At 65.7% G+C, this 23,101-nt stretch carries 26 protein-coding genes; 16 read left to right on the forward strand and 10 right to left on the reverse strand.

All coding sequences use genetic code 11. The features are described 5' to 3' along the window. Window positions 1-39 precede the first annotated feature (39 nt). On the reverse strand, window positions 40-1,125 hold the full coding sequence (dctP, locus tag BMZ97_RS24260) for a TRAP transporter substrate-binding protein (protein WP_092175877.1): 1,086 nt from the start codon (window positions 1,123-1,125) through the stop codon (window positions 40-42). Window positions 1,126-1,188: 63 nt separating this feature from the next. On the opposite strand from dctP, the gene BMZ97_RS24265 reads away from it, so the two are divergent. Both BMZ97_RS24265 and BMZ97_RS24270 read left to right on the forward strand, forming a co-directional pair. Then, window positions 1,189-2,202: a fumarylacetoacetate hydrolase family protein gene (locus BMZ97_RS24265; RefSeq protein ID WP_092175880.1), complete on the forward strand. Its 1,014-nt coding sequence runs from the start codon at window positions 1,189-1,191 to the stop codon at window positions 2,200-2,202. Between the two features lie 151 nt (window positions 2,203-2,353). Further along, window positions 2,354-2,887, forward strand: a complete 534-nt coding sequence (locus tag BMZ97_RS24270; RefSeq protein WP_092175882.1) for a hypothetical protein — start codon at window positions 2,354-2,356, stop codon at window positions 2,885-2,887. 264 nt (window positions 2,888-3,151) lie between these two features. Here the strand turns inward: BMZ97_RS24270 and BMZ97_RS24275 are convergent, their stop codons facing one another. Then, entirely contained in the window at window positions 3,152-3,694 is a 543-nt protein-coding gene (locus BMZ97_RS24275) for a GNAT family N-acetyltransferase (RefSeq protein WP_175525717.1), read from the reverse strand. Window positions 3,695-3,847: 153 nt separating this feature from the next. On the opposite strand from BMZ97_RS24275, the gene BMZ97_RS24280 reads away from it, so the two are divergent. After that, window positions 3,848-4,366 carry a CreA family protein gene (locus BMZ97_RS24280; RefSeq protein ID WP_092175887.1) on the forward strand — a complete coding sequence of 173 codons (519 nt, stop codon included), beginning with the start codon at window positions 3,848-3,850 and terminating at the stop codon, window positions 4,364-4,366. A 156-nt stretch (window positions 4,367-4,522) separates the two neighbouring features. Continuing rightward, complete coding sequence (locus tag BMZ97_RS24285; RefSeq protein WP_092175890.1) at window positions 4,523-5,077, forward strand: hypothetical protein; 555 nt, start codon at window positions 4,523-4,525, stop codon at window positions 5,075-5,077. Here BMZ97_RS24285 and BMZ97_RS24290 read toward each other — a convergent pair. Further along, on the reverse strand, window positions 5,061-5,387 hold the full coding sequence (locus tag BMZ97_RS24290) for a hypothetical protein (protein ID WP_092175893.1): 327 nt from the start codon (window positions 5,385-5,387) through the stop codon (window positions 5,061-5,063). The genes BMZ97_RS24285 and BMZ97_RS24290 overlap by 17 nt on opposite strands. Before the next feature lie 319 nt (window positions 5,388-5,706). Here BMZ97_RS24290 and cysS point away from each other — a divergent pair, with 319 nt between their 5' ends. The 3 genes from cysS to cimA are packed head-to-tail and all read left to right on the forward strand — an operon-like array spanning window position 5,707 to window position 8,890. Beyond that, window positions 5,707-7,176, forward strand: coding sequence for a cysteine--tRNA ligase (cysS, locus tag BMZ97_RS24295; protein ID WP_092175895.1), 1,470 nt, complete (start codon window positions 5,707-5,709; stop codon window positions 7,174-7,176). Next, window positions 7,173-7,295: a hypothetical protein gene (locus BMZ97_RS31775; RefSeq protein ID WP_280141780.1), complete on the forward strand. Its 123-nt coding sequence runs from the start codon at window positions 7,173-7,175 to the stop codon at window positions 7,293-7,295. Before cysS ends, BMZ97_RS31775 begins: the two co-directional genes overlap by 4 nt. Then, on the forward strand, window positions 7,292-8,890 hold the full coding sequence (gene cimA, locus BMZ97_RS24300) for a citramalate synthase (RefSeq protein ID WP_092175898.1): 1,599 nt from the start codon (window positions 7,292-7,294) through the stop codon (window positions 8,888-8,890). Before BMZ97_RS31775 ends, cimA begins: the two co-directional genes overlap by 4 nt. A 267-nt stretch (window positions 8,891-9,157) precedes the next feature. Here the strand turns inward: cimA and BMZ97_RS24305 are convergent, their stop codons facing one another. Then, window positions 9,158-9,505, reverse strand: coding sequence for a hypothetical protein (locus BMZ97_RS24305; RefSeq protein WP_092175901.1), 348 nt, complete (start codon window positions 9,503-9,505; stop codon window positions 9,158-9,160). 170 nt (window positions 9,506-9,675) lie between these two features. On the opposite strand from BMZ97_RS24305, the gene BMZ97_RS24310 reads away from it, so the two are divergent. After that, a complete protein-coding gene (locus tag BMZ97_RS24310) occupies window positions 9,676-11,589 on the forward strand; it encodes an ABCB family ABC transporter ATP-binding protein/permease (protein WP_092176015.1) in 1,914 nt (637 codons plus the stop codon). Between the two features lie 482 nt (window positions 11,590-12,071). After that, entirely contained in the window at window positions 12,072-12,560 is a 489-nt protein-coding gene (locus BMZ97_RS24315; protein WP_092175903.1) for a hypothetical protein, read from the forward strand. Window positions 12,561-12,748: 188 nt separating this feature from the next. Here BMZ97_RS24315 and BMZ97_RS24320 read toward each other — a convergent pair whose 3' ends face one another. The 4 genes from BMZ97_RS24320 to tam all read right to left on the reverse strand — a co-directional run bounded on the left by BMZ97_RS24320 (window position 12,749) and on the right by tam (window position 16,328). After that, the gene (locus BMZ97_RS24320) at window positions 12,749-14,131 is read right to left on the reverse strand and encodes a cytochrome P450 (RefSeq protein ID WP_092176018.1); all 1,383 of its coding nucleotides are present in this window, start codon (window positions 14,129-14,131) and stop codon (window positions 12,749-12,751) included. A 323-nt stretch (window positions 14,132-14,454) separates the two neighbouring features. Next, the gene (locus BMZ97_RS24325) at window positions 14,455-14,814 is read right to left on the reverse strand and encodes an endonuclease domain-containing protein (RefSeq protein WP_092175906.1); all 360 of its coding nucleotides are present in this window, start codon (window positions 14,812-14,814) and stop codon (window positions 14,455-14,457) included. Window positions 14,815-15,017: 203 nt separating this feature from the next. Next, entirely contained in the window at window positions 15,018-15,497 is a 480-nt protein-coding gene (locus BMZ97_RS24330) for a GNAT family N-acetyltransferase (RefSeq protein ID WP_092175909.1), read from the reverse strand. A 60-nt stretch (window positions 15,498-15,557) separates the two neighbouring features. Then, window positions 15,558-16,328 carry a trans-aconitate 2-methyltransferase gene (gene tam / locus BMZ97_RS24335; protein WP_092176020.1) on the reverse strand — a complete coding sequence of 257 codons (771 nt, stop codon included), beginning with the start codon at window positions 16,326-16,328 and terminating at the stop codon, window positions 15,558-15,560. A gap of 263 nt (window positions 16,329-16,591) precedes the next feature. On the opposite strand from tam, the gene BMZ97_RS24340 reads away from it, so the two are divergent. The 4 genes from BMZ97_RS24340 (at window position 16,592) to BMZ97_RS24355 (ending at window position 19,538) form a co-directional block, all read left to right on the forward strand. After that, the gene (locus BMZ97_RS24340; protein WP_092175912.1) at window positions 16,592-17,128 is read left to right on the forward strand and encodes a hypothetical protein; all 537 of its coding nucleotides are present in this window, start codon (window positions 16,592-16,594) and stop codon (window positions 17,126-17,128) included. Between the two features lie 8 nt (window positions 17,129-17,136). Continuing rightward, complete coding sequence (locus BMZ97_RS24345) at window positions 17,137-17,637, forward strand: hypothetical protein (protein WP_092175914.1); 501 nt, start codon at window positions 17,137-17,139, stop codon at window positions 17,635-17,637. A gap of 136 nt (window positions 17,638-17,773) precedes the next feature. Beyond that, on the forward strand, window positions 17,774-18,475 hold the full coding sequence (locus BMZ97_RS24350; protein ID WP_092175917.1) for a phosphatidylserine decarboxylase: 702 nt from the start codon (window positions 17,774-17,776) through the stop codon (window positions 18,473-18,475). Between the two features lie 217 nt (window positions 18,476-18,692). Further along, the gene (locus BMZ97_RS24355) at window positions 18,693-19,538 is read left to right on the forward strand and encodes a CDP-alcohol phosphatidyltransferase family protein (protein ID WP_092175920.1); all 846 of its coding nucleotides are present in this window, start codon (window positions 18,693-18,695) and stop codon (window positions 19,536-19,538) included. A 230-nt stretch (window positions 19,539-19,768) separates the two neighbouring features. Here the strand turns inward: BMZ97_RS24355 and BMZ97_RS24360 are convergent, their stop codons facing one another. After that, window positions 19,769-20,128, reverse strand: a complete 360-nt coding sequence (locus BMZ97_RS24360) for a hypothetical protein (protein WP_139221316.1) — start codon at window positions 20,126-20,128, stop codon at window positions 19,769-19,771. A 459-nt stretch (window positions 20,129-20,587) separates the two neighbouring features. Between BMZ97_RS24360 and BMZ97_RS24365 the strand changes: the two genes are divergently transcribed. Next, window positions 20,588-21,196: a Maf-like protein gene (locus tag BMZ97_RS24365; protein ID WP_092176023.1), complete on the forward strand. Its 609-nt coding sequence runs from the start codon at window positions 20,588-20,590 to the stop codon at window positions 21,194-21,196. Window positions 21,197-21,294: 98 nt separating this feature from the next. On the opposite strand, the gene BMZ97_RS24370 is transcribed toward BMZ97_RS24365, so the two are convergent. Further along, window positions 21,295-21,738, reverse strand: coding sequence for a GNAT family N-acetyltransferase (locus BMZ97_RS24370; RefSeq protein ID WP_175525718.1), 444 nt, complete (start codon window positions 21,736-21,738; stop codon window positions 21,295-21,297). Between the two features lie 305 nt (window positions 21,739-22,043). Here BMZ97_RS24370 and BMZ97_RS24375 point away from each other — a divergent pair, with 305 nt between their 5' ends. Further along, window positions 22,044-22,865: an SDR family NAD(P)-dependent oxidoreductase gene (locus BMZ97_RS24375; protein ID WP_092175926.1), complete on the forward strand. Its 822-nt coding sequence runs from the start codon at window positions 22,044-22,046 to the stop codon at window positions 22,863-22,865. Continuing rightward, a complete protein-coding gene (yacG, locus tag BMZ97_RS24380) occupies window positions 22,858-23,064 on the forward strand; it encodes a DNA gyrase inhibitor YacG (protein WP_244546577.1) in 207 nt (68 codons plus the stop codon). The genes BMZ97_RS24375 and yacG overlap by 8 nt, the downstream gene beginning before the upstream one ends. Window positions 23,065-23,101 lie beyond the last annotated feature (37 nt).

The following is a 23,101-nucleotide window of genomic DNA, read 5'->3' on the forward strand; positions in this document are numbered from 1 at the left end:
GGCGCGGCGTGCCGTCTCGCCGGACTGGAGGCCTGCGCCTCAGCGCGCCCGCAGCCGGTTCATGAACGAGTCGTAGGACAACTCCGCGACCTGCCACCAGAGCAGGTTCTCGCCGCGGAAGGCGACCAGGGAATCGTAGCCCTTCTTGAAGTCCGGGCTCTTGGCCGAGGTCTCGGCGTAGTATTCCTCGGCGGCCTTGAGGGCTGCCTCCATCACCGGCATCGGGAACGCCTTCAACTGCGCGCCCTGCGCCACCAAACGACGCAGGCCGCCCGGGTTCACGAAGTCGTATTTCGCCAGCATCCAGTTATTGGCCGCCTCGCAGGCGTTCTGGACGATCGCCTGATAATGCTTGGGCAGCTTGGCCCAGGCCTCCTTGCCGATGATCAGGTGCAGCATCGCGCCGCCCTCCCACCAGCCGGGGTAGTAGTAATATTTCGCGACCCGGATGAAGCCGAGCTTCTCATCGTCATAGGGGCCGACGAACTCGGCGGCGTCGATCGTGCCGCGCTCGAGCGCCGGATAGACATCGCCGGGCGCGATCTGGGTCGGAACCACGCCGAGCTTGGCCAGCACCGCCCCGCCCATGCCGCCGATGCGGAACTTCAGGCCCTTGAGGTCGTCGAGCCCGGTCAGCTCCTTGCGGAAGAAGCCGCCCATCTGGCAGCCGGAATTGCCGCAGGGAATCGAATAGGCGTTGAAGCGGTCGAGCACGCCGTTGACGATCTGCTCGCCGCCGCCGAAATACCACCAGCTATGCTGCTGGCGCGCATTCAGCCCAAAGGGGATGCCGGTGCCGAGCCCCAGCGTCGGATCCTTGCCGATGTAGAAATAGGTCGGCGAATGCGCGCATTCGACCGTGCCGGAGGAGACCGCGTCGAGCGCCTGCAGGCCGGGCACGATCTCACCGGGCGCGAAGACCTGGATCTCGAATTTGCCGTCCGTGGCGTCGCTGACGAATTTCGAGAACTGCTGGGCGGTGCCGTAAATCGTATCGAGCGACTTCGGAAAACTCGACGTCAACCGCCATTTCACCTCGGGAGCCGACTGCGCGATCGCAGGCATCGCGACGGGGGCCGCGGCGGCGGCGAGAGCCCCTGTTTTCAAAAAGTCGCGGCGTTTCATATGGTCATCTCCCAAAAAGCTTGTTGCGCTCTTTCTGGCGCGTCCGGGGAGGAATGAAAAGACATGAAACTCGCGTCGCTTATGCACGGCCGGGATGGCCGACTCGTCGTGGTCTCGAAAGACCTCACCCGGGCCACCGACGCCTTCCCCGTGGTGCCGACCCTGCAGGCGGCGCTCGACGATTGGGACCGCTACGCGCCGCGTCTCGCCGATCTGGCGGAGACGCTGGAGCATGGCTCGGTCCCGTCCTTCCGCTTCCACGAGCATGATTGCGCGTCGCCCCTGCCGCGCGCCTATCAGTGGCTCGACGCCTCGGCTTATGTGAACCATGTCGAACTGGTCCGGAAGGCGCGCGGCGCCGAGATGCCGGAGAGCTTCTGGACCGACCCCTTGATGTATCAGGGCGGCAGCGATTCCAATCTCGGGCCGCGCCAGGCGATCCGCGCTCGCAGCGAGGTCGACGGCATCGATTTCGAGGCCGAGATCGCGGTCGTCACCGACGACGTGCCGATGGGCGTCTCACCCGCCCAGGCCCTCAATCATATCCGCCTGATCATGCTCGCAAACGATGTGAGCCTGCGGAATCAAGTTGCGAACGAATTGGCGAAAGGCTTTGGATTCGTTCAGTCAAAGCCACCGACCGCCTTTTCCCCGGTCGCCGTGACGCCGAGCGAACTGGGCGCGAGCTGGGCCGGTGGCAAGCTGCATCTGCCGCTGCTGACGCAGCTCAACGGCAAGCCCTTCGGAAGACCGGAGGCCGGCACCGACATGACCTTCGATTTCGGCACGCTGATCGCCCATGCGGCGCGCACCCGCCCGCTCGCGGCCGGCACGATCATCGGCTCGGGCACGGTCTCGAATCGCGGCACTGACGGCGGTCCGGGCAAACCCTTGAGCGAGGGTGGGCTCGGCTATGCCTGCATCGCCGAGCAGCGCATGGTCGAGACGATCGCACGCGGCGCACCGACGACGCCGTTCCTGCGCTTCGGAGACAGCATCCGCATCGAGATGAAGACCGCCGCCGGCCACTCGATCTTCGGCGCGATCGAACAGGAGATCCTGCCTCACGCCGAGTGACGCCGACGACCGACCCGGGGCAATCCCGGGTCGGCCAAGCGCCTTCAGCGCCAAATGAAATCCGGGCGGCGTCGGAAAACCGGTTTCCAGGTTTCGGCTTGATGTTCTAGGCTTCGTTCGCAACCCGCTTGCCGCGAGAGCCCTGCCTGCCATGATCGAATCCGTACCGCTCTACCCGACCACCATTCCGCTGGCCTTCTTCGTCTGGGGGCCGGCGCTGGTGATGCTGCTGTACTGGCTGGTCGGCGTCTGGGCGAGCCGGCAAGGCGTGGCGCGCCTGCTCGAGAGCGACTGGAACGGCTTCACCGTGGCCGATGTCGAGAAGCTCTTCGCTGCCTATGGCGATGAGCGCCGGGCGAGATACCGCCACCGCGTGCTGCCCGCCGATGTCGCCGTCGCCTTCGTCTATGCCATTGTCGGCGCGGTCATCATCGCCGGGCTGAGCATGCGCGGGCAGCCCTGGTGGGTCGCGGCGCTGTGTGGCGGCGGCTGGCTGCTCGGCGGGCTCTGCGACGTCGCCGAGAATTTCGCCATTGCGCGCCTGCTCGACACATATCCCAAGCTCGAGGCCGGCAATGTCGCCTTCGCGAGCAGGGTCACGCAATTGAAGCTGGTGCTGTTCACGCTCGGCATTATCGGCGCGCTCGTGGCGGCCTATCTGGCGTTCAAACCGCTGGCGGCGTGAGCATGCGGGTCTTGTCGCGTCTTCTGCCGGCCCTCGGCGTCGTTCTCGCCTTTGCGGCGCTGGCGGTGGCTTGATGATTTTTGCCGGAACACCGCCGTCATTCCGGGGCTTCGCGCAGCGAAGAGCCCGGAACCCAGAAGCGATGCGTGTTCCAAAAAAAGCGGCCGACAGCCGAGCTTCGGCGGCAAGGCGCATCGGTTTCAGGCTCAGGCCTTCGGCCTGCCCCGGAATGACGGTGGTGGTTCCAACTCAAGTCATCGCGATCTAGCGGGGGCGCTCCAGCCGCAGGCGGGTCGCGACGACGGGCGGCGCGCCGATCAGCGTCTCGGCTTGCGACGGCGCCGGCTCGAAGCCGAGTTTTTTCGCAAGCCGCAGGGAAGCTGCATTCTGCGGATGCGTGACGATGACGATCTCCGGCAGGGCCAGCGTCTCGAAGCCGTGGCCGAGCAGCCGGGAAACGGCCTCAAAACCATGGCCCTTTCCCCAATGGCGGGCCGCGAAGCGGTAGCTGAGCTGGACCTGCTGCACCTCGCCATCGGGGATGAGCCCGACATAGCCGATGAGCTCCGCGTCGAGGACGTCATTTGCCTGCATCGCGGGAAAGACCGACCAGTAGCCGAGCCCGCGTGCGAGATGGGCGAAGCTGCGTGCCGCGATGCCGTCCCGGCCCATCGCGGGATCGCCGATCGGCGCGATGTAGCGCATCACCTCGGGATCGGCGTTCATCATGGCGATGGCGTCGAGATCTGCCAGCTGGCGCGGCCGCAGCGCCAGCCGCGCGGTCTTCAATTCTGGCAGTGCCGTCATGGTCATGTCACGGTTCTCGCAGGGCGCGATCTCGGCTGAGCCGTCACCGCCTTGGAGCAACCGGTTTTTCGCATTGATCCGGCTCTGGTGCGGCAGGGCGGGATATCCCATATCCTGACCGCCGCCATGCGGAAAAGCCTCGGGAGAGAGAGAATGCGGTTTCGTCGTCACGCCCTGGCCGCTTTGGCGGCGTTGTCCCTCACCGGGGCGGCGCTTTCGCCGGCCCAGGCCCAGGAAGACCTGATCTTCAGGAAATCCACGGTCTGGAAGATGCTGACGCCTGATGACAAGCTCGCCGTCTACGGTGTCGATGATCCGGTCGTCGAGGGCGTCGCCTGCCACTATACCGTGCCCGAGAAGGGCGGTGTCGCCGGCATGTTCGGCGTTGCCGAGCAGGTCTCGGACATCTCGCTCGCCTGCCGGCAGATCGGTCCGATCAAGTTCAAGGACAAGTCCGAGCAGGGCGATGTCGTCTTCCGCGAGCGCCGCTCGCTGATCTGGAAGAAGATGCAGATCGTGCGCGGCTGTGACGCCAAGCGCAACGTATTGATCTACATGGTCTATACCGACAAGCTGATCGACGGCTCCCCGCAGAATTCGACCTCGACCGTGCCGATCATGCCCTGGGGCACGAGCGGCGACGCGCCGAAATGCGCGGAATGGGTGAAGTGAGGGGCGAGCTTTGGCGCTGCGTCGCGGTCGCTTCATTCTTCAAGTGCTGAGCCCATCAACGGGATGCCCGGTGTTGGAGGCTCAGTTTTCGCTGGACGCAATCGCGCCACTGCTCGCTTTGTTGGGCGAAGAAAGTGGCGACGAACTCGCCCATATATGGGCGAAGAAAGTGGCGACGAACTCGCCCATATATATGAACTCGATGTGACCGATCTTGCGAGCCTGTCGGCCCTGACCGGATTTCAGTTTCCGGGCGATATTGGGCCGGTCCGGCTGAGACCGTGGCATGCGCTTCGGAATGTGCCCTATCTCATACACACCGAATTCGAGCTGGCCCTCATGCTGGAGGGCCGCAAGCCGCTGGCTGTGTTCGAAGACGCATATCCGTCTGATTGGTTCGCGACGATGCTTGCGCGTTTCGATCCATTCGTCAGGGACGGGCGCTTTGTGAGGCGCGTGATCGACAGACCGCTCTCGCCTCCGACGGGCACGTCCATTGATGCGGGTGTCGCGGGGATGCGATCTGTCTATGTCGCGTTGCCGGGACAGGAATGGCGCATCGATGCCTATATCGAGATGCGGCAGAGCGCCGGAAGATCGGGATGGAGCGAAGCGTCTGAGCGCCGCCAAGGAAAATTGCTGGGTTACACGGATTGGGAGTGCGATTGGTGGGCGGAGAACAGACCGAGCAGTCTCAGCCGCAGACGATGACCAGCGGCTGCTCGGGCTCGGCCGTCACCGTCGCCTTGGCGAGCGTGCCGGTGAAATCCTCGCGATCGGCGAGGCCGAAGCTGGTCGCCATCTTGAAGCCCTTGGCCTCGCACCAGGCATTGGCGACGATCTTGCCGCATTCGGATTTGGACGAGATGCAGTCGGCAACGCCGTAGCCGTCGCTGGCCGGGATCAGGAAGGTGCGCTGGTCGCTGGCTGCCGCGACAGTCTTGGTCGAGGGCAGGACCGACAGGGACAGGCCCGCGCCGATGATCCCGAAGAGGCCGACAAGAGCGATGGCGCGGCGCATTTCAGATATTCCTCGTGACCCGGTCGGGCGCTCAATCCTCAAATCGTGAGGATGGTTCCAACCGGTTAAATTTGGATGAACTTGCGCAAGCCATGGTGCGGCGCAACAAGTGGGGCGCCCTCTTGACGCAAAGCCCGCATGCAGGCAATCAGTTTTTCATGACGCGAGCCGCCAACCCGATTTGCATTATTTGCCGCTAGCTTTCGCTGGCCGGCTGCTCACGTCCTCGTCCTGAAACGGAAAGACAGACAGCGCCCCGGCCAGCGGTCAGGATATGCTCGTCTCCATGCCTTCCGCCGTTTCGCCAGGACACTCTCCGATGTCGCCGACCTTGAGGCTCTACAACACGCTGACGCGGACGAAGGAGGATTTCACTCCGATCGATCCCGACAATGTGCGCATCTATGTCTGCGGCCCGACGGTCTATGACTACGCCCATATCGGCAATGCCCGCCCGGTCATCGTCTTCGACGTGCTCTACCGGCTGCTACGGCATCTCTATGGCGCCGACCATGTCACCTATGCCCGCAACCTCACCGACGTCGACGACAAGATCAATGCGCGCGCCGCCCGCGACTATCCTGGCCTGGCGCTGAACGAAGCGATCGCTGGGGTCACGCAAGCGACGACGGCGCAGTTCCATGCCGATATCGGCGCGCTCGGCAACCTGCCGCCCGACGCCGAGCCGCGCGCGACCGACCATATCGAGGAGATGAAGGCGATCATCGAGCGCCTGATCGCGCGCGGCGTCGCCTATGTCGCGGAAGAGCATGTGCTGTTCCATGTGCCCGCCGTCGAGCATCTCAAGGCCGCGCCGAAATACGGCTCGCTGGCGCGCCGGCCGCTCGACGAGATGATTGCCGGCGCACGGGTGGACGTCGCTCCGTACAAAAGAGATCCGATGGATTTCGTGCTGTGGAAGCCGAGCCGCGAGGGCGTCGACCCGGGCTGGCCCTCGCCGGCAGGGATCAAGACGCCGGGCCGCCCCGGCTGGCATATCGAATGCTCGGCGATGTCGATGGCGAAACTGCTCGCGCCCTTCGGCGGCGGTTTGTCCTGCGACGACCCGGCCAAGAACGTCTTCGACATCCATGGCGGCGGCATCGATCTCGTCTTCCCGCATCATGAGAACGAGATCGCCCAATCCTGCTGCGCCTTTGGCGGCGTCGACGGGGCAGGGCGCATGGCCAATATCTGGATGCATAACGGCTTCCTGCAGGTCGAGGGCGAGAAGATGTCGAAATCGCTCGGCAACTTCGTCACCATCAACGAATTGCTCGAGACCGAGGTCTTTGGCGGGCGGAGATGGCCGGGCGAAGTACTGCGCCTTGCCATGCTGAAGACGCATTACCGCCAGCCGATCGACTGGACGGTGAAGGCACTGGAGGAGGCGGAGAAGACGCTGGCCGAATGGTCTGATGTCGCAGGCGATGCGGAGGTCGGATCGCCTTCGCAGCCGTTCCTGGATGCTTTGGCGGATGATCTGAACATCGCCAAGGCGCTGGCCGAACTTCATGCGCTTCGCAAGGCGGGAGAACTGTCCCGGCTGCGCGGTGGGCTGTCGCTGCTCGGCATCGGCCTGCGTTCCCAGAGCAATTCGCTGGACGACGCAACGCTTCGTGCCGCCGTCGAGATGCAGATCGCTGCGCGTCTCGAAGCCCGCCGCGCCAAGAATTTCGCTGAATCCGACCGCATTCGCGACGCGCTTCTGGCGCAAGGCATCCAGCTCAAGGACGGCAAAGACCCCGCCACCGGCGAGCCGACGACGACATGGGACGTGAAACGATGAACCGCGCCGACACCCCGAAGATCCGCCCCGCCGGCGCTCTCTCCGTCGCCATGAAGCTCGTCATGCTCGCCATGGTGATGCCGCGCGTGCTGCGCTTCAAATTGAGGCGCGGGCGATGAGCGCTACCCGCATCCACCTCTTCGACACCACTTTGCGCGACGGCGCGCAGACGACGGGCGTCGATTTCTCGCTCGACGACAAGCGCAGCGTCGCCGCCCTGCTCGACAAGCTCGGCATCGACTATGTCGAGGGCGGCTATCCCGGCGCCAATCCGCTGGATACGGCGTTCTTCGCGCAAAAGCCGACGACGCAGGCCAAATTCGCCGCCTTCGGCATGACCAAGCGCGCCGGCCGCTCCGCCGCGAATGATCCCGGCATCGCAGCGTTGCTGGAGGCCAAGGCCGACACCATCGTCTTCGTCGCCAAGGCCTGGGACTACCATGTCCATGTCGCGCTCGAGATTCCGCTCGAAGACAACCTCATCGGTATCGCTGAAAGCGTCGAAGCCGCCAGGGCCGCCGGCCGCGAGGTCATGCTCGATTGCGAGCACTTCTTCGACGGCTTCAAGGCCAATCCCGATTATGCGCTCTCCTGCGCCCGCACAGCCTATGAAGCCGGGGCGCGCTGGATCGTGCTCTGCGACACCAATGGCGGCACGCTGCCCGACGAGATCGGGACAATCGTCGCAGAGGTGACGAAAACCATTCCCGGCGACCATCTCGGCATCCACGCCCATGATGATTGCGGCTGTGCGGTGGCCAATTCGCTGGCTGCTGTCGAGGCGGGTGCGCGCCAGATCCAGGGCACGCTGAACGGCCTCGGCGAGCGCTGCGGCAATGCCAATCTGGTGACGCTGATCGGCGCGCTGAAGCTGAAGGAGCGCTATCGCGAGCGCTTCGCCATCGGCGTCGGCGAGGCGCAGCTGGGCGAGCTCACCCATGTCTCGCGTGCGCTCGACGAGATGCTGAACCGGGCGCCCAACCGCCACGCGCCCTTCGTCGGAGCCTCCGCCTTCACCACCAAGGCCGGCATCCATGCCTCGGCCGTGCTGAAGGACCCGCGTACCTATGAGCATGTGCCGCCTGAGGCGACCGGCAATCTGCGCAAGGTTCTGATTTCCGACCAGGGCGGGAAATCCAACCTCGTCGCCGAGCTGGAGCGCATCGGCGTGACGCTCGGCCGCGACGATCCGCGCCTCGGCCGGGTGCTCGACGAGGTCAAGGAGAAGGAGGCTCAAGGCTACGCTTTCGAGGGTGCCGACGCATCCTTCTTCCTGCTCGCCAAGCGCATCATCGGCGAATTGCCGGCCTATTTCGAGATCGAGCGCTTCACCGCCAATGTCGAGCGACGCCACAATGCGCTGGGCGAACTCGTCACCTTCTCCGAGGCGATCGTGAAGGTGAAGGTTGGCGAGGAGGTGCTGATCTCGGTCGCCGAGAGTGCGCTCGGCCCGGTCAACGCGCTCGACCTGGCGCTGCGCAAGGATCTCGGCCGCTATCAGTCATTGATCGAGGGCCTGCGCCTCGTCGACTACAAGGTCCGGGTCTTCCAGGGCGGCACGGACGCGGTCACCCGCGTGCTGATCGAGTCGGCCGACGAGACCGGCGCGCGCTGGACCACGGTCGGCGTCAGCGCCAACATCATCGACGCTTCGTTCCAGGCGCTGGTGGATTCGATCACCTACAAGCTGATGCGCGAGGGCGCGACGGCTTGAGGCGAGTTGGCGGAAACGCTCGACCATAACGATCTATGCGCGGGGAACCCTTCTCCCGCATCGAAGTCGGGTCCACCCGATTTCGACACTCTAAGTGCTGAACTCGGGCAAGCCCGAGTTCAGTGAGAAGGGCAGGGATGAGGGTGTGCCGTTCGTTGTTGATGCGCAGCGGAGCCGTTGCGCCTTCTACTGAGAGGGCACACCCTCATCCGGCGCTCCGCGCCACCTTCTCCCATCCGGGAGAAGGAAAGAGGGCGAAATGACTGCTCACTCCGTCAGGCGGATGACCCTGTCCCTGCACAGATCCATGCTCTCGCCGTCGCTCTCGGCGTCGTCGCCGAAGCGGGCGAGCACGTAGTAGTTGCAGCCCGAGGGCTTGTTGAGCTTGATCGCCGTGCTCTTGCCCGGCTCCAGTGGCTTGGCGAGCTTGCCGACGAGGCGCGACTGGTCGCCGGTGGTGGCGATCTCGAAGGTCGTCAGGGGTGATGCCCGCATATTGGTGATCTTGATCTGCGCCGGCGGCTTGGCCTTCTGCGCCGCGGCGGGAGCGGCTGCGAGCATCAACCCGGCGCAGAGGCCCGCAGCGGCGGTGGCGATAACGCGTTGGAACTTCATCATTGTTTCGTCCCCATTAGCAAAGCTTTGGCGTTGTCCGCGGGTATCTGACACCGGGCTTGGGACGAGAACAAGGCAGCACGCCGGCGCAATCGGAACCTTGCGCCGGTTGGGCATGCATTGCCGCGCGAATGCGCCTATATCACCCGGCCAACTGGAATCGTTTCAAGATGTCTCCGCCAGCCGCGTCCAACCCGCCGCCGAGCTTTGCCCGCTCGGCCGTGCTTCAACCCGGCTCCGGCTTCGTCGCGACCTTCCGCGCGCTCTGGCCCTATCTCTGGCCGGCCGACCGCGCCGATCTGCGCAAGCGCGTCGTGCTCGCCTTCGCGCTGTTGGTTGCGGGCCGCATCGTGCTGATGGGCGTGCCCTTCGCCTTCAAATGGACGACGGATGCGCTCGCCAATACGCCGACCAGCCTGGAGCGCTGGCTGCCCTGGCTCGTCGGCGCGCCGCTGGCGCTGACGGTGATCTACGGGCTGGCCCGCGTCGGCTCGGCCGCCTTCATCCAGCTGCGCGATGCGCTGTTTGCGCCGGTCTTCATGCATGCGGTGCGCACGCTGGCGCTGCAGACCTTCGGCCATCTGCATTATCTCTCGCTGCGCTTCCATTTGGAGCGCAAGACCGGCGGCCTGACCCGGGTCCTGGAGCGCGGCCGCAACGGCATCGAGGAGATGGTCCGGCTCGGCCTCAACCAGCTCGTGCCGGTGGTGATCGAGCTCGTGCTGATCATCGCCGTGCTGCTGACGATCTTCAACTGGGTCTATGTCGTCGTACTGGTCGTGATGGTGACGACCTATATGACCTACACCATCAAGGCGACGGAGTGGCGCATCGCCATCCGCTCGCAGATGAACGAGTCCGATACCGACGCCAATTCCAAGGCGATCGACTCGCTCTTGAACTACGAGACGGTGAAGTATTTCGGCGCCGAAGCCCGCGAGACGGCGCGCTACGACCTTTCGATGGCGCGCTATGAGCGCAATTCGATCAAGGCCTACACCTCGCTCGCCTGGCTCAATTTCGGCCAGGCTGCGATCTTCGCCGCCGGCCTGACGCTCTCGATGGTGATGGCGGTGCAGGGCTTTCGCGCGGGCACGCTGACCGTCGGCGATTTCGTGCTGATCAACGCCATGCTGATCCAGCTCTACCAGCCGCTGAATTTCATGGGCACCGTCTATCGCGAGATCAAGCAGGCGACGCTCGACATCGAGCAGATGTTCTCGCTGATCGGGAAAGATCCCGAGATCCAGGACAAGCCGGGTGCGCTGCCGCTGCGGGTCGATGCCGGCGAGGTCCGCTTCGAGGACGTCCATTTCGCCTATATCCCGGAGCGGCCGATCCTGAAGGGCATCTCCTTCACCGTGCCGCCGGGCAAGACCATCGCGATCGTCGGGCCTTCGGGCGCCGGCAAGTCGACGATCTCGCGCCTGCTGTTCCGCTTCTATGAGCCCAATGCCGGCCGCATCCTGATCGACGGGCAGCCGATCGCGGATGTCCAGCAGGTCAGCCTGCGGGCGGCGATCGGCATGGTTCCGCAGGACACGGTGCTGTTCAACGACACGATCGAATACAACATCCGCTATGGCCGGCCCGATGCGAGCGAGGCTGAAGTCGAGGAGGCGGCGCGGCTCGCCCAGATCGACCGCTTCATCAAATCCCTGCCGGAGGGCTATGCCACCTCGGTCGGCGAGCGCGGCCTTAAGCTCTCGGGCGGCGAGAAGCAGCGCGTCGCGATTGCCCGTACCATCCTCAAGGGCCCGCCCGTGCTGGTTCTGGACGAGGCGACCTCGGCGCTCGATTCCTTTACCGAGAAGGAGATCCAGGATGCGCTCGACCGGGTCAGCGAGGGCCGCACCACTTTGGTCATCGCCCACCGGCTCTCGACCGTGATCAATGCCGACGAGATCATCGTGCTCGACAAGGGCCTGATCGTCGAGCGCGGCAGCCATCCGCAACTGCTCGCGGCCGATGGCGTCTATGCGGCGCTCTGGAACCGCCAGCGCCAGGTCGACGAGGCCAAGGCGACGCTGCAGCGCGCGACCGCGGAGGAAGCGCCGAGCGTCAGGGTCAGCCTGACGGAGTAGCCGGCAGGGCGCTCAGCGCTTCAAGCTGACGCTACGGCATTGACTTTTCGCAGAATACGGATATCTCGCAATCAAGACGCTAGCACCGGTCAGGTCATCCTGGCTCGCGTGGCCTCCGGGTCGTCGTTTCTTTCTTTTGGCTGATCGCCGCCTTCGGGCCGCATCAGCGTCTTTCCCCGTTCAAACCAAATCCAGGCGCACGCAGCGCCCGACAAGACGAGGCGCGCGGCCCCAACCGGAGCCACACATATGATCACCGCCGGCTACGCCATTCTGGCCCTCGGCTACGCTCTCCTGGTCCTCGCCGCCCTGACCGGCGTCGGCCACTGAAGAGACCGCCACCCCGGAGCAAGAGCTCCGGGGTGGCGAGCCGGGCGAAGGTCATGGCGCGCCGAATGAAATCGCTCGGCAGCCGCCCTCGAATGCGGCACGATGGCCATTGCCGCATTTGCGTTGCGGCTCCATCGAAGCGGGGGCTTCCAATGTTCGATCCGACCAGTTTCGTAGGCTTTCACACCTGGCTCAGCATCATCGCCATCCTGGCGGGTATTCCCGTCGCGATCGGCCTGCTCAAGGGCCATACCGTTCCGCGCTGGACCGGGGTCTATCTCGCCACCGCCTTCGCCACGAGCGCGACGGGCTACGGCTTCCCCTTCACCGGCGTGTTGCCTTCCCATATCGTCGGGGCGATCTCGCTCGCGCTGCTGATCGTGGCGGGTTTTTCGCTTTATGGTCGCGGTCTCGCCGATGGCTGGCGGCGGATCTATGCGATCACCGCGATGCTGGCGCTTTATCTGCTGGTCTTCGTCGCCGTGGCGCAGGCCTTCCTCAAGGTGCCGGCGCTGCGCGCGCTCGCGCCGACGCAAGGCGAGCCGCCCTTCGCGATCGCGCAGGGCGTGGTGCTGGTCGTCTTCGCCGTGCTGACCTGGCTCGCCGCGAGGCGCTTCACCAGCGTTCACGTGGCCGCCTGACAACCACGCCGTCATTCCGGGGCGACCCGCAGGGTCGAGCCCGGAACCCAGAACCGCAGGTCGTTACGAGATAAGCGCGGCTGATGCGGTGCTCGATTCCCAGTAGCATCGGTTCTGGGTTCCGGGCTCTTCGCTGTGCGAAGCCCCGGAATGACGCGGTGGTTCTGAGCCAAGGCTGGAAAAGACTCTCAGGCCCGTGCCGTCGCCGTCATCAGCAACGGCCGCTTCGGCCGCAAGGTGATCTTCAAGGTCGGCTCGGGCGGCTCCTGCGTCAGCGGCTCCAGCCTGATCGCGCGCAGCAGCACGGCCAGGATCGCGACCGCCTCCATGGTGGCAAAGGCGCTGCCGATGCAGATGCGCGGCCCGGCCCCGAAGGGCATATAGGCATAGCGATGCCGCAGGCGCGCGGCCTCGCCCAGGAAGCGGGCCGGGTCGAAGAGATCGGGCTGGTCCCAGAGCCGCTCATGCCGGTGCACCGCCTGGATCGGCACATAAAGCACCATGCCTTCCTTCAGCGCGACGCCGCCCAGCTGGAAGGGTTCCTCGACCTGCCGGGTGATGACCGGCACGGGCGGGTAGAGCCGCATCGCCTCCTGGAAGACGGCCCTGGTCAATGGCAGCGCCATGATATGCTCCGGCTTGAGCGCGCTGCCGCCGGTCACCGCCTCGATCTCCGCCAGTACGGCATCCTCGACCGCGCGATGCCGGGACAGGAGGTGGAAGGTCCAGGCCAGGCCGAGCGCGGTCGTCTCATGCCCGGCGGTGACGAAGGTCAGCAGGTTGTCGACGATCTCGGCGTCGCTCATCGCGCGGCCGGATTCGGGGTCGGCGCTGGCGAGCAGCATGTCGACGAGGTCGTTGCGGTGCTGGCCGCTCGCGCGCCGCTTGGCGACCATCGCGCCCAGGGTCGCGCGCAGATAGCCGACTGAGGCAAGCGCGCGGCTGCGGCCGGGATAAGGCAGCCATTCCGGCGCGCGGAGCAGGCTGTAGGCGAACATGAAGTTGCTCGGTTCGAGATAGTCGGTGATGGCACCCTCGACCTTGCCGGCGTCGAAATCGCCGCTGCCCGAAAGCATGGTCTCGACGATGATGGCGAAGGTGGTGTGCATCATCTCGTGGCCGATATCGAGCGGCCGGGTCTTGTCGGGCCAAATTTCCTTGTCGAGCCAGCCGTCGCGCGTCGCCTCGGCGGCTGCGATCATCGCCGGCAGGAAGCCGGTCAGGCTGTCATGCTGGAAGCCTGCCGCGACCGCGCGGCGCTGCCAGCGCCAATGCGCGCCATCGGCCGTCAGCAGGCCCTGGCCGAGGGCGGGGCCGAGCACGCGGCGCATGGTGTCGCCCTTGCCGAGCGCGTCGGCATTGCGCAGCAGCGCCTCCTGGATCAGCGCGGGGTCGCAGATATAGAGGCTGTCCCGCCCGGCGACGCGCGAGAGCACGAGCTTCTCCGAGAACGCCTCCGGCGGTATCGCGCTGAGCGGGTTGCGCAGCAGCGAGGTCAGCACGGTGAGCGAGGAGCGCCGGCACCGGAACGGGATTTCGGGAGCGAGTTCGGTGGCGGCGTCGGCCATCATGGTCAAGGCTTCGGTCTCCCGGTTCATGCCCCGCAACGCGCCGGCATTGTGCCTGCGAATGTGGCGAATGAACAACCGTCCGAAGTCCAGCGGGCGCGGGGGATGCGGCGCGCCTTCCCTTCTCCCCTCGCGGGGGAGCGGCGTCATGCTCGGGTCTTCACTGCGTTCCGCCTGAGCATGACGGCAAGGCGCGGGGAACCCTTCTCCTGTAAGGAGAAGGGCAGGGATGAGGTGTCGGCCCCTGGACCAGCGGTGTGCAGACCTCACAGCAGCGCACATGAGTGTCGTGCGGCAAGCGGGCGACAGCTCACTTCGCGTTCTCCCTACAGGGGAGGGTTCTCCGTCGAGGTTCCGGCCGCCTCGCGGATACGGGCAATGACGGTGTCGCGGTCGTTGAGCACCGTTTCATTGCCGAAGCGGATCACCATGAAGCCGTGGCGCTCGATCTCCTCTGATCGCGACGCGTCATACTCACGCTCGACATCATGCTGCCTGCCATCGAGTTCGACGATGAGCTTGCGCTCGAAGCAGAGGAAATCGACGGTGTAGCCAAGCAGCGGCGCCTGACGTCGGAACTTGAGACCGTCGAGACGGCGCGCGCGCAGCAGGTCCCAGAGGATGTCTTCCGGTTTCGTCGATTGCCGGCGGAGCGTCCTTGCGAAACTCTGTTGTTCCGTCGCCATCGCGCCTCACCGTCCAACGGCCTACACCTCACCCCTGCCCCTCTCACTGAACCCGGGTATACCCGGGTTCAGAACTTGGAGTGTCGAAGTCGGGTAGACCCGACTTCGATGCAGGAGAGGGGTTCCCCGCGCCCTTTCCGTCGCGATCGAGTCGATGCAAAGCTACTCGCGTCAAGCCCGCGCAAGACGGCAGAACGCCCTCGTTATTCACCCGCCAGCTCCAGCCGGTAGCGCAGTTTCACCCGTTCGCCGCTGGCATGGCTGACATAGTCCTCCGGCACCGCGACGCTTTCGACGAGTGCGCAGCCGAGCTTTTCCAGCGTGCGTCTTGAGGCGCCATTGTCGGGCGTCGTGGTGAACCAGAGCGCGTCGAGGCCATGGGCGCGCGCAGCCGGCAGGAGCGCGCGGACCGCCTTTGCGGCGAGCCCGCGCCCGCGAAAGGCGGGCTCGACGGAGAAGCCGATCTGGCCGGAGAGATGGGTCAGGAGATGCGTGACCGCTGGCCGCAGGCTGATCGTGCCCGCGACCATGCCATCGACCAGGATGTCGAAGCGAAAGGTGCGCACACCCCAGGGCGAGGTCTCGACCGGGTAGACATGGCTGAGACGCAAGCTGACCTCCGCGAAGGCGAGCCCGGAGGGGGGGACGTCATCCGCATCGGCCGTCGGGCCTGGCCGGGTCATGAGCGGTCCTCCTCTTGCGGTTGGAGCGTCCCAGTTGAAGCGTCCGAGCTCCGCCTGCGCTTATCGCGTCGCCACGAAGAACAGGCGCGGGAAGGGCAGGAGCACGCTACCATCCGGCAAGGCTGGGTAGGCCTGCGCGATCGCGGCGGTGTAGCGTTCGAGGAAGCCCGCCCGCTGCGCCGCGTCGAGCGGGTCGAGGAAGGGGCGCAACGCCGTGCCCTTGAACCATTCGACGATCGCCGGCGGACCGCCCGCCAGGGGATGGTGATAGGTGGTGCGCCAGATGTCGACCCCGGAGGCGCTCTCGCGCAGGAGGCGATAATACCAGTCGGCGCTCTGGCGGGTGCCGCGCGCCTTGGAGGCGTTCACCAGCGCCGCGGCCCAGGGGCCGTCGGCTGCCGTCTCGCGCATCAGGATATGGGCGGGCTCATCCAAATTGTCGGGCATCTGCACGGCGAGGCAGCCGCCCTCCTTCAGCTTGCCGATGAGCGCCGGCAGCAGCGCGCGATGGTCCGGCACCCATTGCAGCGCGGCATTGGACAGGATCACGTCGAAGGGGCCGGGATTCTGCCAGCCCGCAATGTCGGCGATCTCGAAGCCGGTTCCGGGCATGCGCTTGCGGGCGGCTTCGATCATGTCGGACGAGGAATCCATGCCGATGACCGTAGCTTCAGGGAAGCGCTGCTTGAGCAGTTCGGTCGAATTGCCGGGGCCGCAGCCGATATCGGCCGCGGATGCGACATTGTCGCCTTGAAGCTGGGCGAGCAGGTCCCGGATCGGGCGGTTCCGTTCGGCTTCGAACTTGCTGTATTGCGTGGCGGACCAGCTCATCGGCATCTCCATGGCCGCGTCTTGCGGCCGCGTCGGATCGGGTTCGGGCATCAGTGCGAACGCGCGGAGGTTACGCCCGCGACCCGAGGCGTTCCAGCCCGGATCGCGCGAGCCCGCCAAGCGCCATCCAGGGAAATCGTCAAAGGGCAGGGCGCGCGGCGATGGCGCTTGCGCCGACGCAAGGCGGGCCATAGGCATGAGCTCCGAGCAAAGCTGGGCTCTGAGCAAGGTTCGGCTCCGGGCAAGGCCATGAGGTGGATGAGATGTGGAAGCGGCTGCGCCCGGTGGGGGCGCTTCTCATCTCTTGCCTGACTATGGGTCCGCTTGCCGCCGAGCCGGCGCAGAGTTGGGCGCTCTGGGTCGTCAAGCCGGACAGGCCGGGTCATCTCGAAAGCTGCGCCTCGCTCAGGACGGTTTCCACGCTCGCAGGCTCCACCATGCTGCCGGACGGCCGCACCGCCTTGCGGCTCGAACAGCCGCTCTCGATCCGTTGGCAGGGCGGCTATCTCGCGCAACCGGGCGGGCCGGACAAGCAGGCCGCCGAACGCTGGAACGCCTATGATTCCTGCTTCCTGCTGACCGTGCGCGGCGCAGTCGTCGCGGCCGGAGCCGTGGTCCGGCAGGAATCGGCCAGGCTGCTCAGATTCGACACGCTGGTGATCCGGAGCGACAAGGCCGGAGCGCCGCTCGGTCTCTCGCTGCTGCCGGCCTTTCCGGCCGAGTTCGCGCAGCCGGTGTCCCCGGCCTGGAGCCAGGCGCTGACCCCGCTCAGCACGACTTCGGCCCCCACTCTGCGATGAGGCGTTTCATGGTCAGGCGGGAAGCGCTGTTGCTGGGCGTCGTCGTCCTGCTGTCCCTGGCGATCGGGACCGTGCAGGCGACCGGGACCAGGAAGGTCGGCCCCTTTGCGGTGATCACCAACGACAAACCCGATGGTCGCAAGGATGTCGCAGCGATCGTCTCCGGGCCGGGCGCGCCCTTCGGCCTTGCCATGCGCTGCATCGACGCGACCCTGTCGGTCGCGCTCGTGCCTCTCAAGGGCGAGGGGTTATTCGGCGCCCGAGGCCGCACTGCAGCCGTTTCAGTTCGGCCCACAGGGCGTGCGGCGAGCGAGATGGCCGGCCGCGTCGCCGAGGATCACGCGCTCTATCTGGCGGCGCCCGCGCCCATGCTCGGGCTGGTGCTGGCGACGCAGCACATGTCGGTCTCGGTGCCCGATGCGACCGGCGCAGCCGTCGAGGCGCGCTTCGATCTGCGCCTCGCCGAGCGGGCGCTCGTCGATCTCGTCGGGAATTGCCCAGCCGGTTGAGGGCGCGAGACTGCGGGCCTCTTCCCCCCGCGCGCCGAACCCCCTAAACCAGCCCACGCTCTGCGCCTGACTTCCGCCGCAGAAAGCCGCCACATCCGTGCCAACCGGCGCCAACAATATCAACGGAACCAGATCCATGTCGCTCGTCGATTCCGTCCGCAAGGTGATCGTGCCCATCCACAAGGAGGGCTATGTCTTCATCGCCATCGGCCTTGTGGCGACGATCGTGCTCGCCAATCTCTGGTCGCCCTTCGGCTGGATCGGCGCGATCATCACGATCTGGATCTGCTATTTCTTCCGCGATCCGATCCGGATCACGCCGCAACGCGAGGGGCTGGTGATCTCGCCCGCCGATGGCCGCGTCAGCCAGATCGCCTCGGCCCTGCCGCCGCCGGAGCTGAACCTGCCGGCCGAGCCGATGACGCGCGTCTCGATCTTCATGAACGTCTTCGACTGCCATGTGAACCGCGCCCCCGTCCCGGGGCGCATCGTCAAGATGGCCTATACGCCGGGCCTCTTCCTCAACGCCGAGCTCGACAAGGCCAGCGACGACAATGAGCGCAACGCGCTTGCCATCGAGACGCCGGCCGGCATCGTCGGCGTCGTCCAGATCGCCGGGCTGATCGCGCGCCGCATCGTGCCCTTCGTCAAGGAGGGCGATTCGATCGCGACCGGCGAGCGCTTCGGCCTGATCCGCTTCGGCTCGCGCGTCGACGTCTATCTGCCCACAAGCGTGATCCCGCTGGTCGGCGAGGGCCAGACCGCGATCGCCGGCGAGACGGTGCTGGCCGATATGAGCGGCAACGAGGCGGTGAAGCGGGCGTTCCGGGGGATTTGAGGGCAGGGGTGTCATCCCGTGCGCACTGCGGCATGGAATGCCGCGGTGCAGACACGGGACCGCAAGACGAGAAAAGCGCCCTCTCGCCCTGATTCGGGATGACGAGCCCCTTCCTGATCACGGTCCCGCATCTGCGCAGCGGCACTTCGCGCCGCAGCGCGTGCGGGATGACAGGCGGTTCTAGCCTCCGCCTTCAAAACCGCGTATTCCCGCTCGCATGAGCGACCTGTTTCCCCCCTTCGAGCCCGAGCGCGTCGAATCCAAGCGCGCCCGTTTCAAGCCGATCCCGTTCCGGCTGATCGCGCCCAATGTCGTGACGCTGCTGGCCTTGTGCCTGGGCCTCACCGCGATGCGCATGGTCGTCGAGGGCAAGCTCGAGATCGCGACCGTCTGCATCCTGATCGCGGCTGCGCTCGACGGTGTCGACGGCCGCCTGGCGCGCATGCTGAAGGGCACCTCGCGCTTCGGCGCGGAGCTCGATTCGCTCTCCGATTTCGTCAACTTCGGCGTCGCCACCGGCTATGTGCTGTGGATCTTCGTGCTGCACGATCTGAAATCCTTTGGCTGGATCATCGTGCTGACGCTGGCCTGCGCCATGGCGCTGAGGCTCGCGCGCTTCAACGTGATGATCGACGATCCCAACCGGCCCGACTGGCAGAAGAACTTCTTCGTCGGCATGCCGGCGCCTGCGGGTGCGATCACCGCCATGCTGCCGCTCTATCTGCAGTTCATCGGCCTGCCGGTGGCGGAGTATGGCGCGCCATTCGTCGGCCTCTACATCCTGTTCATCGCCTTCCTGACGATCTCGCGCATCCCCTGCTATGCCGGCAAGACGCTGGGCACGCGCGTGCCGCGCGACAAGGTGCTGCCGATCTTCGTGGCGGTCGTCGTCGTGGCCGGGCTGCTCTTCGCCTATCCCTTCGAGATGCTGGCGCTGATCGTGGTCGCCTATCTGGCGCTGCTGCCGCTCAGCGTGGCGCGCTATCGCAAGCTCGAGCGCCAGCATGCGGTCGAGATCGCCGGGCCGGCCGTCGCGGCGGAAGCGCCGGCCGACGGCGTCTGATTTCGGGCTACCGAACACCCGCATCGTCATTCCGGGCGTAGCACCGGGCTCTGAAGCGCGTCATGGTCGGGCTTGACCCGGCCATCTCGTGCCGGAGGAGCCTCTCTTTCGCCAGAGCCTTTCCGACCTGAGATTCTCGGGTCTTCGCTTCGCTACGCCCGAGAATGACGTCTTAGGACGAAACCCGGCGCTGATGGTCCTGTCGTCGACGATCGAGCAGGAAACGACTCTCAGCGCTTGCGGGCGCGTCCCGTGAGCCTGCTCGCATTGGCGCGGGTGCGCTTGGCGAAGGGCTCCAGCGAGCTGTTGGCGACCTTGGCGGCGGCCTCGGCGAAATCGACCTGCGCCAGCGGGTTGAGCGCAAAACCCCACCAGAACATCGCAGCGGCTTGAGATGCGGCAAGCCCGCTCTCCATCACGGCCGAGACCTTTTCGCTCACGGCCTTGGCCGCCTCGCGCTGGCCATGGCTGTCGCCGAAGGCGCCCTTCAGCAGGATCGGCATCCGCATGGCGATGGTCAGCCCGGCATCGGCCTGCATCGTCAGCACCTTCGTGGCGAGCGCCTGCGCCTCCACCCCCGCTTTTGTCACGGTGGACGGATGCTTGCTCGATAGTGCCATAAGGGAGTGACTCCGAAACGCGGGGCGCGCAGCCCGCTTGGTCGCGTAGTGTGATGCGTTATGCGCCATTGTGCAATGCGGCATGGCCCGTATTGCCGCCTATAATATGCGCATGGTGTATGGCCGGGGTGAAATGTGCCCGGCGGCTTGCGTCCAATGCATTGCGCCGGCGACGGATTTATCCGCCGCGAAAAATGCTCTCGAGCAGGATGCGAAAAAGTGGGAACCGGTTTTTCGCAATCGATCCTGCTCTCACTTTTAGATGAGAGACGGATTCAGATGTCAGATGGGATCACTTTGTGATTCCATCTGACATCATCCGGCTCTAGAGCCTATGCGGCAAGCGCGCGCCGCCCGTTGCGTGCCCCCAATTCATCGAGCCGCCTTGTGAGCTTCTTCGCCTCTCCAAAACATCCCGGCTGGCGGCCCATGCTGGTTCTGGCCTCGGCCTCGCCGCGCCGGCTCGCGCTGCTGGAGCAGGCCGGCCTCAAGCCCGATGCGCTGCTGCCGGCCGATCTCGACGAGACCCCGCTCAAAGGCGAGCGCCCGCGCGATCTCTCGCGCCGGCTCGCTCGCGAGAAGGCGGAAGCGGCGCGCGAGGGCGCCAAGAGCCGGGCCGATCTCGAAGGCTGCTATATCGTCGCCGCTGACACCGTGGTCGCGGTCGGCCGGCGCATCCTGCCCAAGGCCGAGATCGTCGACGAGGCGGCCGCCTGCCTGCGCCTGCTGTCTGGCCGCGCGCACCGGGTCTATACCGGCGTCGCGGTGGTTGCGCCCAACGGCACGATCCGCGACCGCATCGTCGAGACGCGGCTGCGCTTCAAGCGGCTCTCCAACGAGGATCTGGAGATGTATCTCGCCTCGGGCGAATGGCGCGGCAAGGCCGGCGGCTATGCCATCCAGGGCATTGCCGGCTCCTTCGTCATCAAGCTCGTGGGCTCCTATACCGGCGTCGTCGGCCTGCCGCTCTACGAGACGGTCAACCTGCTCGGCGGCGAGGGCTTTCCGATCCGCTTCGGCTGGATGAATGTGGGGTAGGGGCGGTGTCGGCTGTTTCTGGCGCGCGGAAGGTCGACCTTTCGGTTCCGCTCGTCCTTGATCCAATTGGCGTCGAACAAGCCTGACGGCTCGCCCCTTCATTGCGACTGATAGATATCCGCCCGGAGGACTTCCATGAAGCGCGCGGGGGCGCCAAGCGGTCCAAATCCAAACTGACCATACAAGCCGTGAGCGTCTGAGGTGAGAAGCAGGAGGCGTCGCAAGCCTTGCAGATGATCGTGCTCGATGACGCACTGCATCAGCCATTTGGAAAGCCCCTTGCCGCGATGCTCCTTGAGAATGAACACGTCGGCAAGCAGCGCGAAGGTCGCCTTGTCCGTCACCACGCGCGCGAGACCGATCTGGGCCGTGTCCGTATAAACCCCGAAGCAGATCGAGTTCTCGACGGCCTTTTCAACGGTTGATCGGGGCACGCCACGCGCCCAGTAGCTCTCTTCCGCGAGGAATGTGTGAATGACATCGATATCCAGCCGCTCGGCGTCGGTGGAAATCTCGTAACCTGCCACAGCGGCGTGCTGCATATATCCGGCTCCCCGTCCACCGAACTCCTGAACGCCAAGAATCTCCTGAACGCCAAGAATCTCCTGAACGTCAAGAGATGCTGTGCGGACGAGCCTGGCATTCATAGGATGGAATTGCCGGATATCGCGCTGAGAGACCGATTGAAGATGGCGGCTCGGGGACATCTCATGCGGTCGCTAAGGTCTCCTTGCCACCCATCGCGCAACTCAGCCCTGACCCGCCCTTGCACCCTGCGCGATAACCCCCGATCCTGCCTCCCGTAAGCGCGCCGGCCTCACAAGGCGCGCCTCCAGGAGGACTGCGCATGACGGGACGTCTCAGGGGCAAGGTCGCGATCGTGGCCGGCGCGGGTTCGATCGGGCCGGGCTGGGGCAATGGCAAGGCGACCGCGACGATCTTCGCCCGCGAGGGCGCGAAGGTGATCTGCGCCGACATCAACCGCGATGCGGCCGAGGAAACCGCCGCCATCATCCAGAACGAGGGCGGCCAGGCCTTTGCCGTGCAGGCCGATGTGACCAAGGCCGATGCGGTGGCCGATCTCGTCGGGCGCGCGCTCGGCCGCTATGGCCGCATCGACATCCTCGACAACAATGTCGGCATCGCCGAGGTCGGCAGCGTCGTCGATCTGCCCGAGGAGGTCTGGGACCGCGTCTTCAAGGTCAACCTCACCGGCGCCTTCCTGGCGATGAAGCATGTCATCCCGGTGATGCAGCGCCAGTTCGAGGAGAGCGGTGAGGGCGGCTCGATCATCAACATCTCGTCGATCGCCTCCATCCGCCATACCGGCGTGCCCTATGCCAGCTATTCCGCGACCAAGGCCGCGCTGAACCAGCTCACCCGCACCACCGCCGCGCAATTCGCGCCCCAGAAGATCCGCGTCAACGCGATCCTGCCCGGTCTGATGAAGACGCCGATGGTCGAGCATTCCGCCGGCCTGGCCCAGGTCTATGGCGACGGCGACGTTGAGGCGATGTGGGCGGCGCGCGACGCGCAGGTGCCGATGGGCCATATGGGCGAGGCCTGGGACGTGGCTTACGCCGCGCTGTTTCTCGCCAGCGACGAAGCGCGCTATGTCACCGGCCTTGAACTCGTCGTCGATGGAGGAATCACGCTCGGATATGGCTGACAATGAAAACGCCGCGCCACCCGCCGCCAGACCCTGCCCGATCTGCGGCAAGCCGCGGCTCGCCCAGTACAAGCCCTTCTGCTCGCCCCGCTGCGCCGATATCGACCTCGGCCGCTGGCTCAAGGGCAGCTATGTGATTCCAGGCGCGCCCGTCGACGAAGCCGAGGCCGACAAGCCGGCGAGCGACGACGAGGATTGAGCGGGTTTGGCGGGAAAGCCGCCGCGAAATGGGGCCG

Origin of the sequence: Allobosea sp. OK403, from assembly GCF_900113835.1 — a bacterium.
Lineage (GTDB): Bacteria > Pseudomonadota > Alphaproteobacteria > Rhizobiales > Beijerinckiaceae > Allobosea.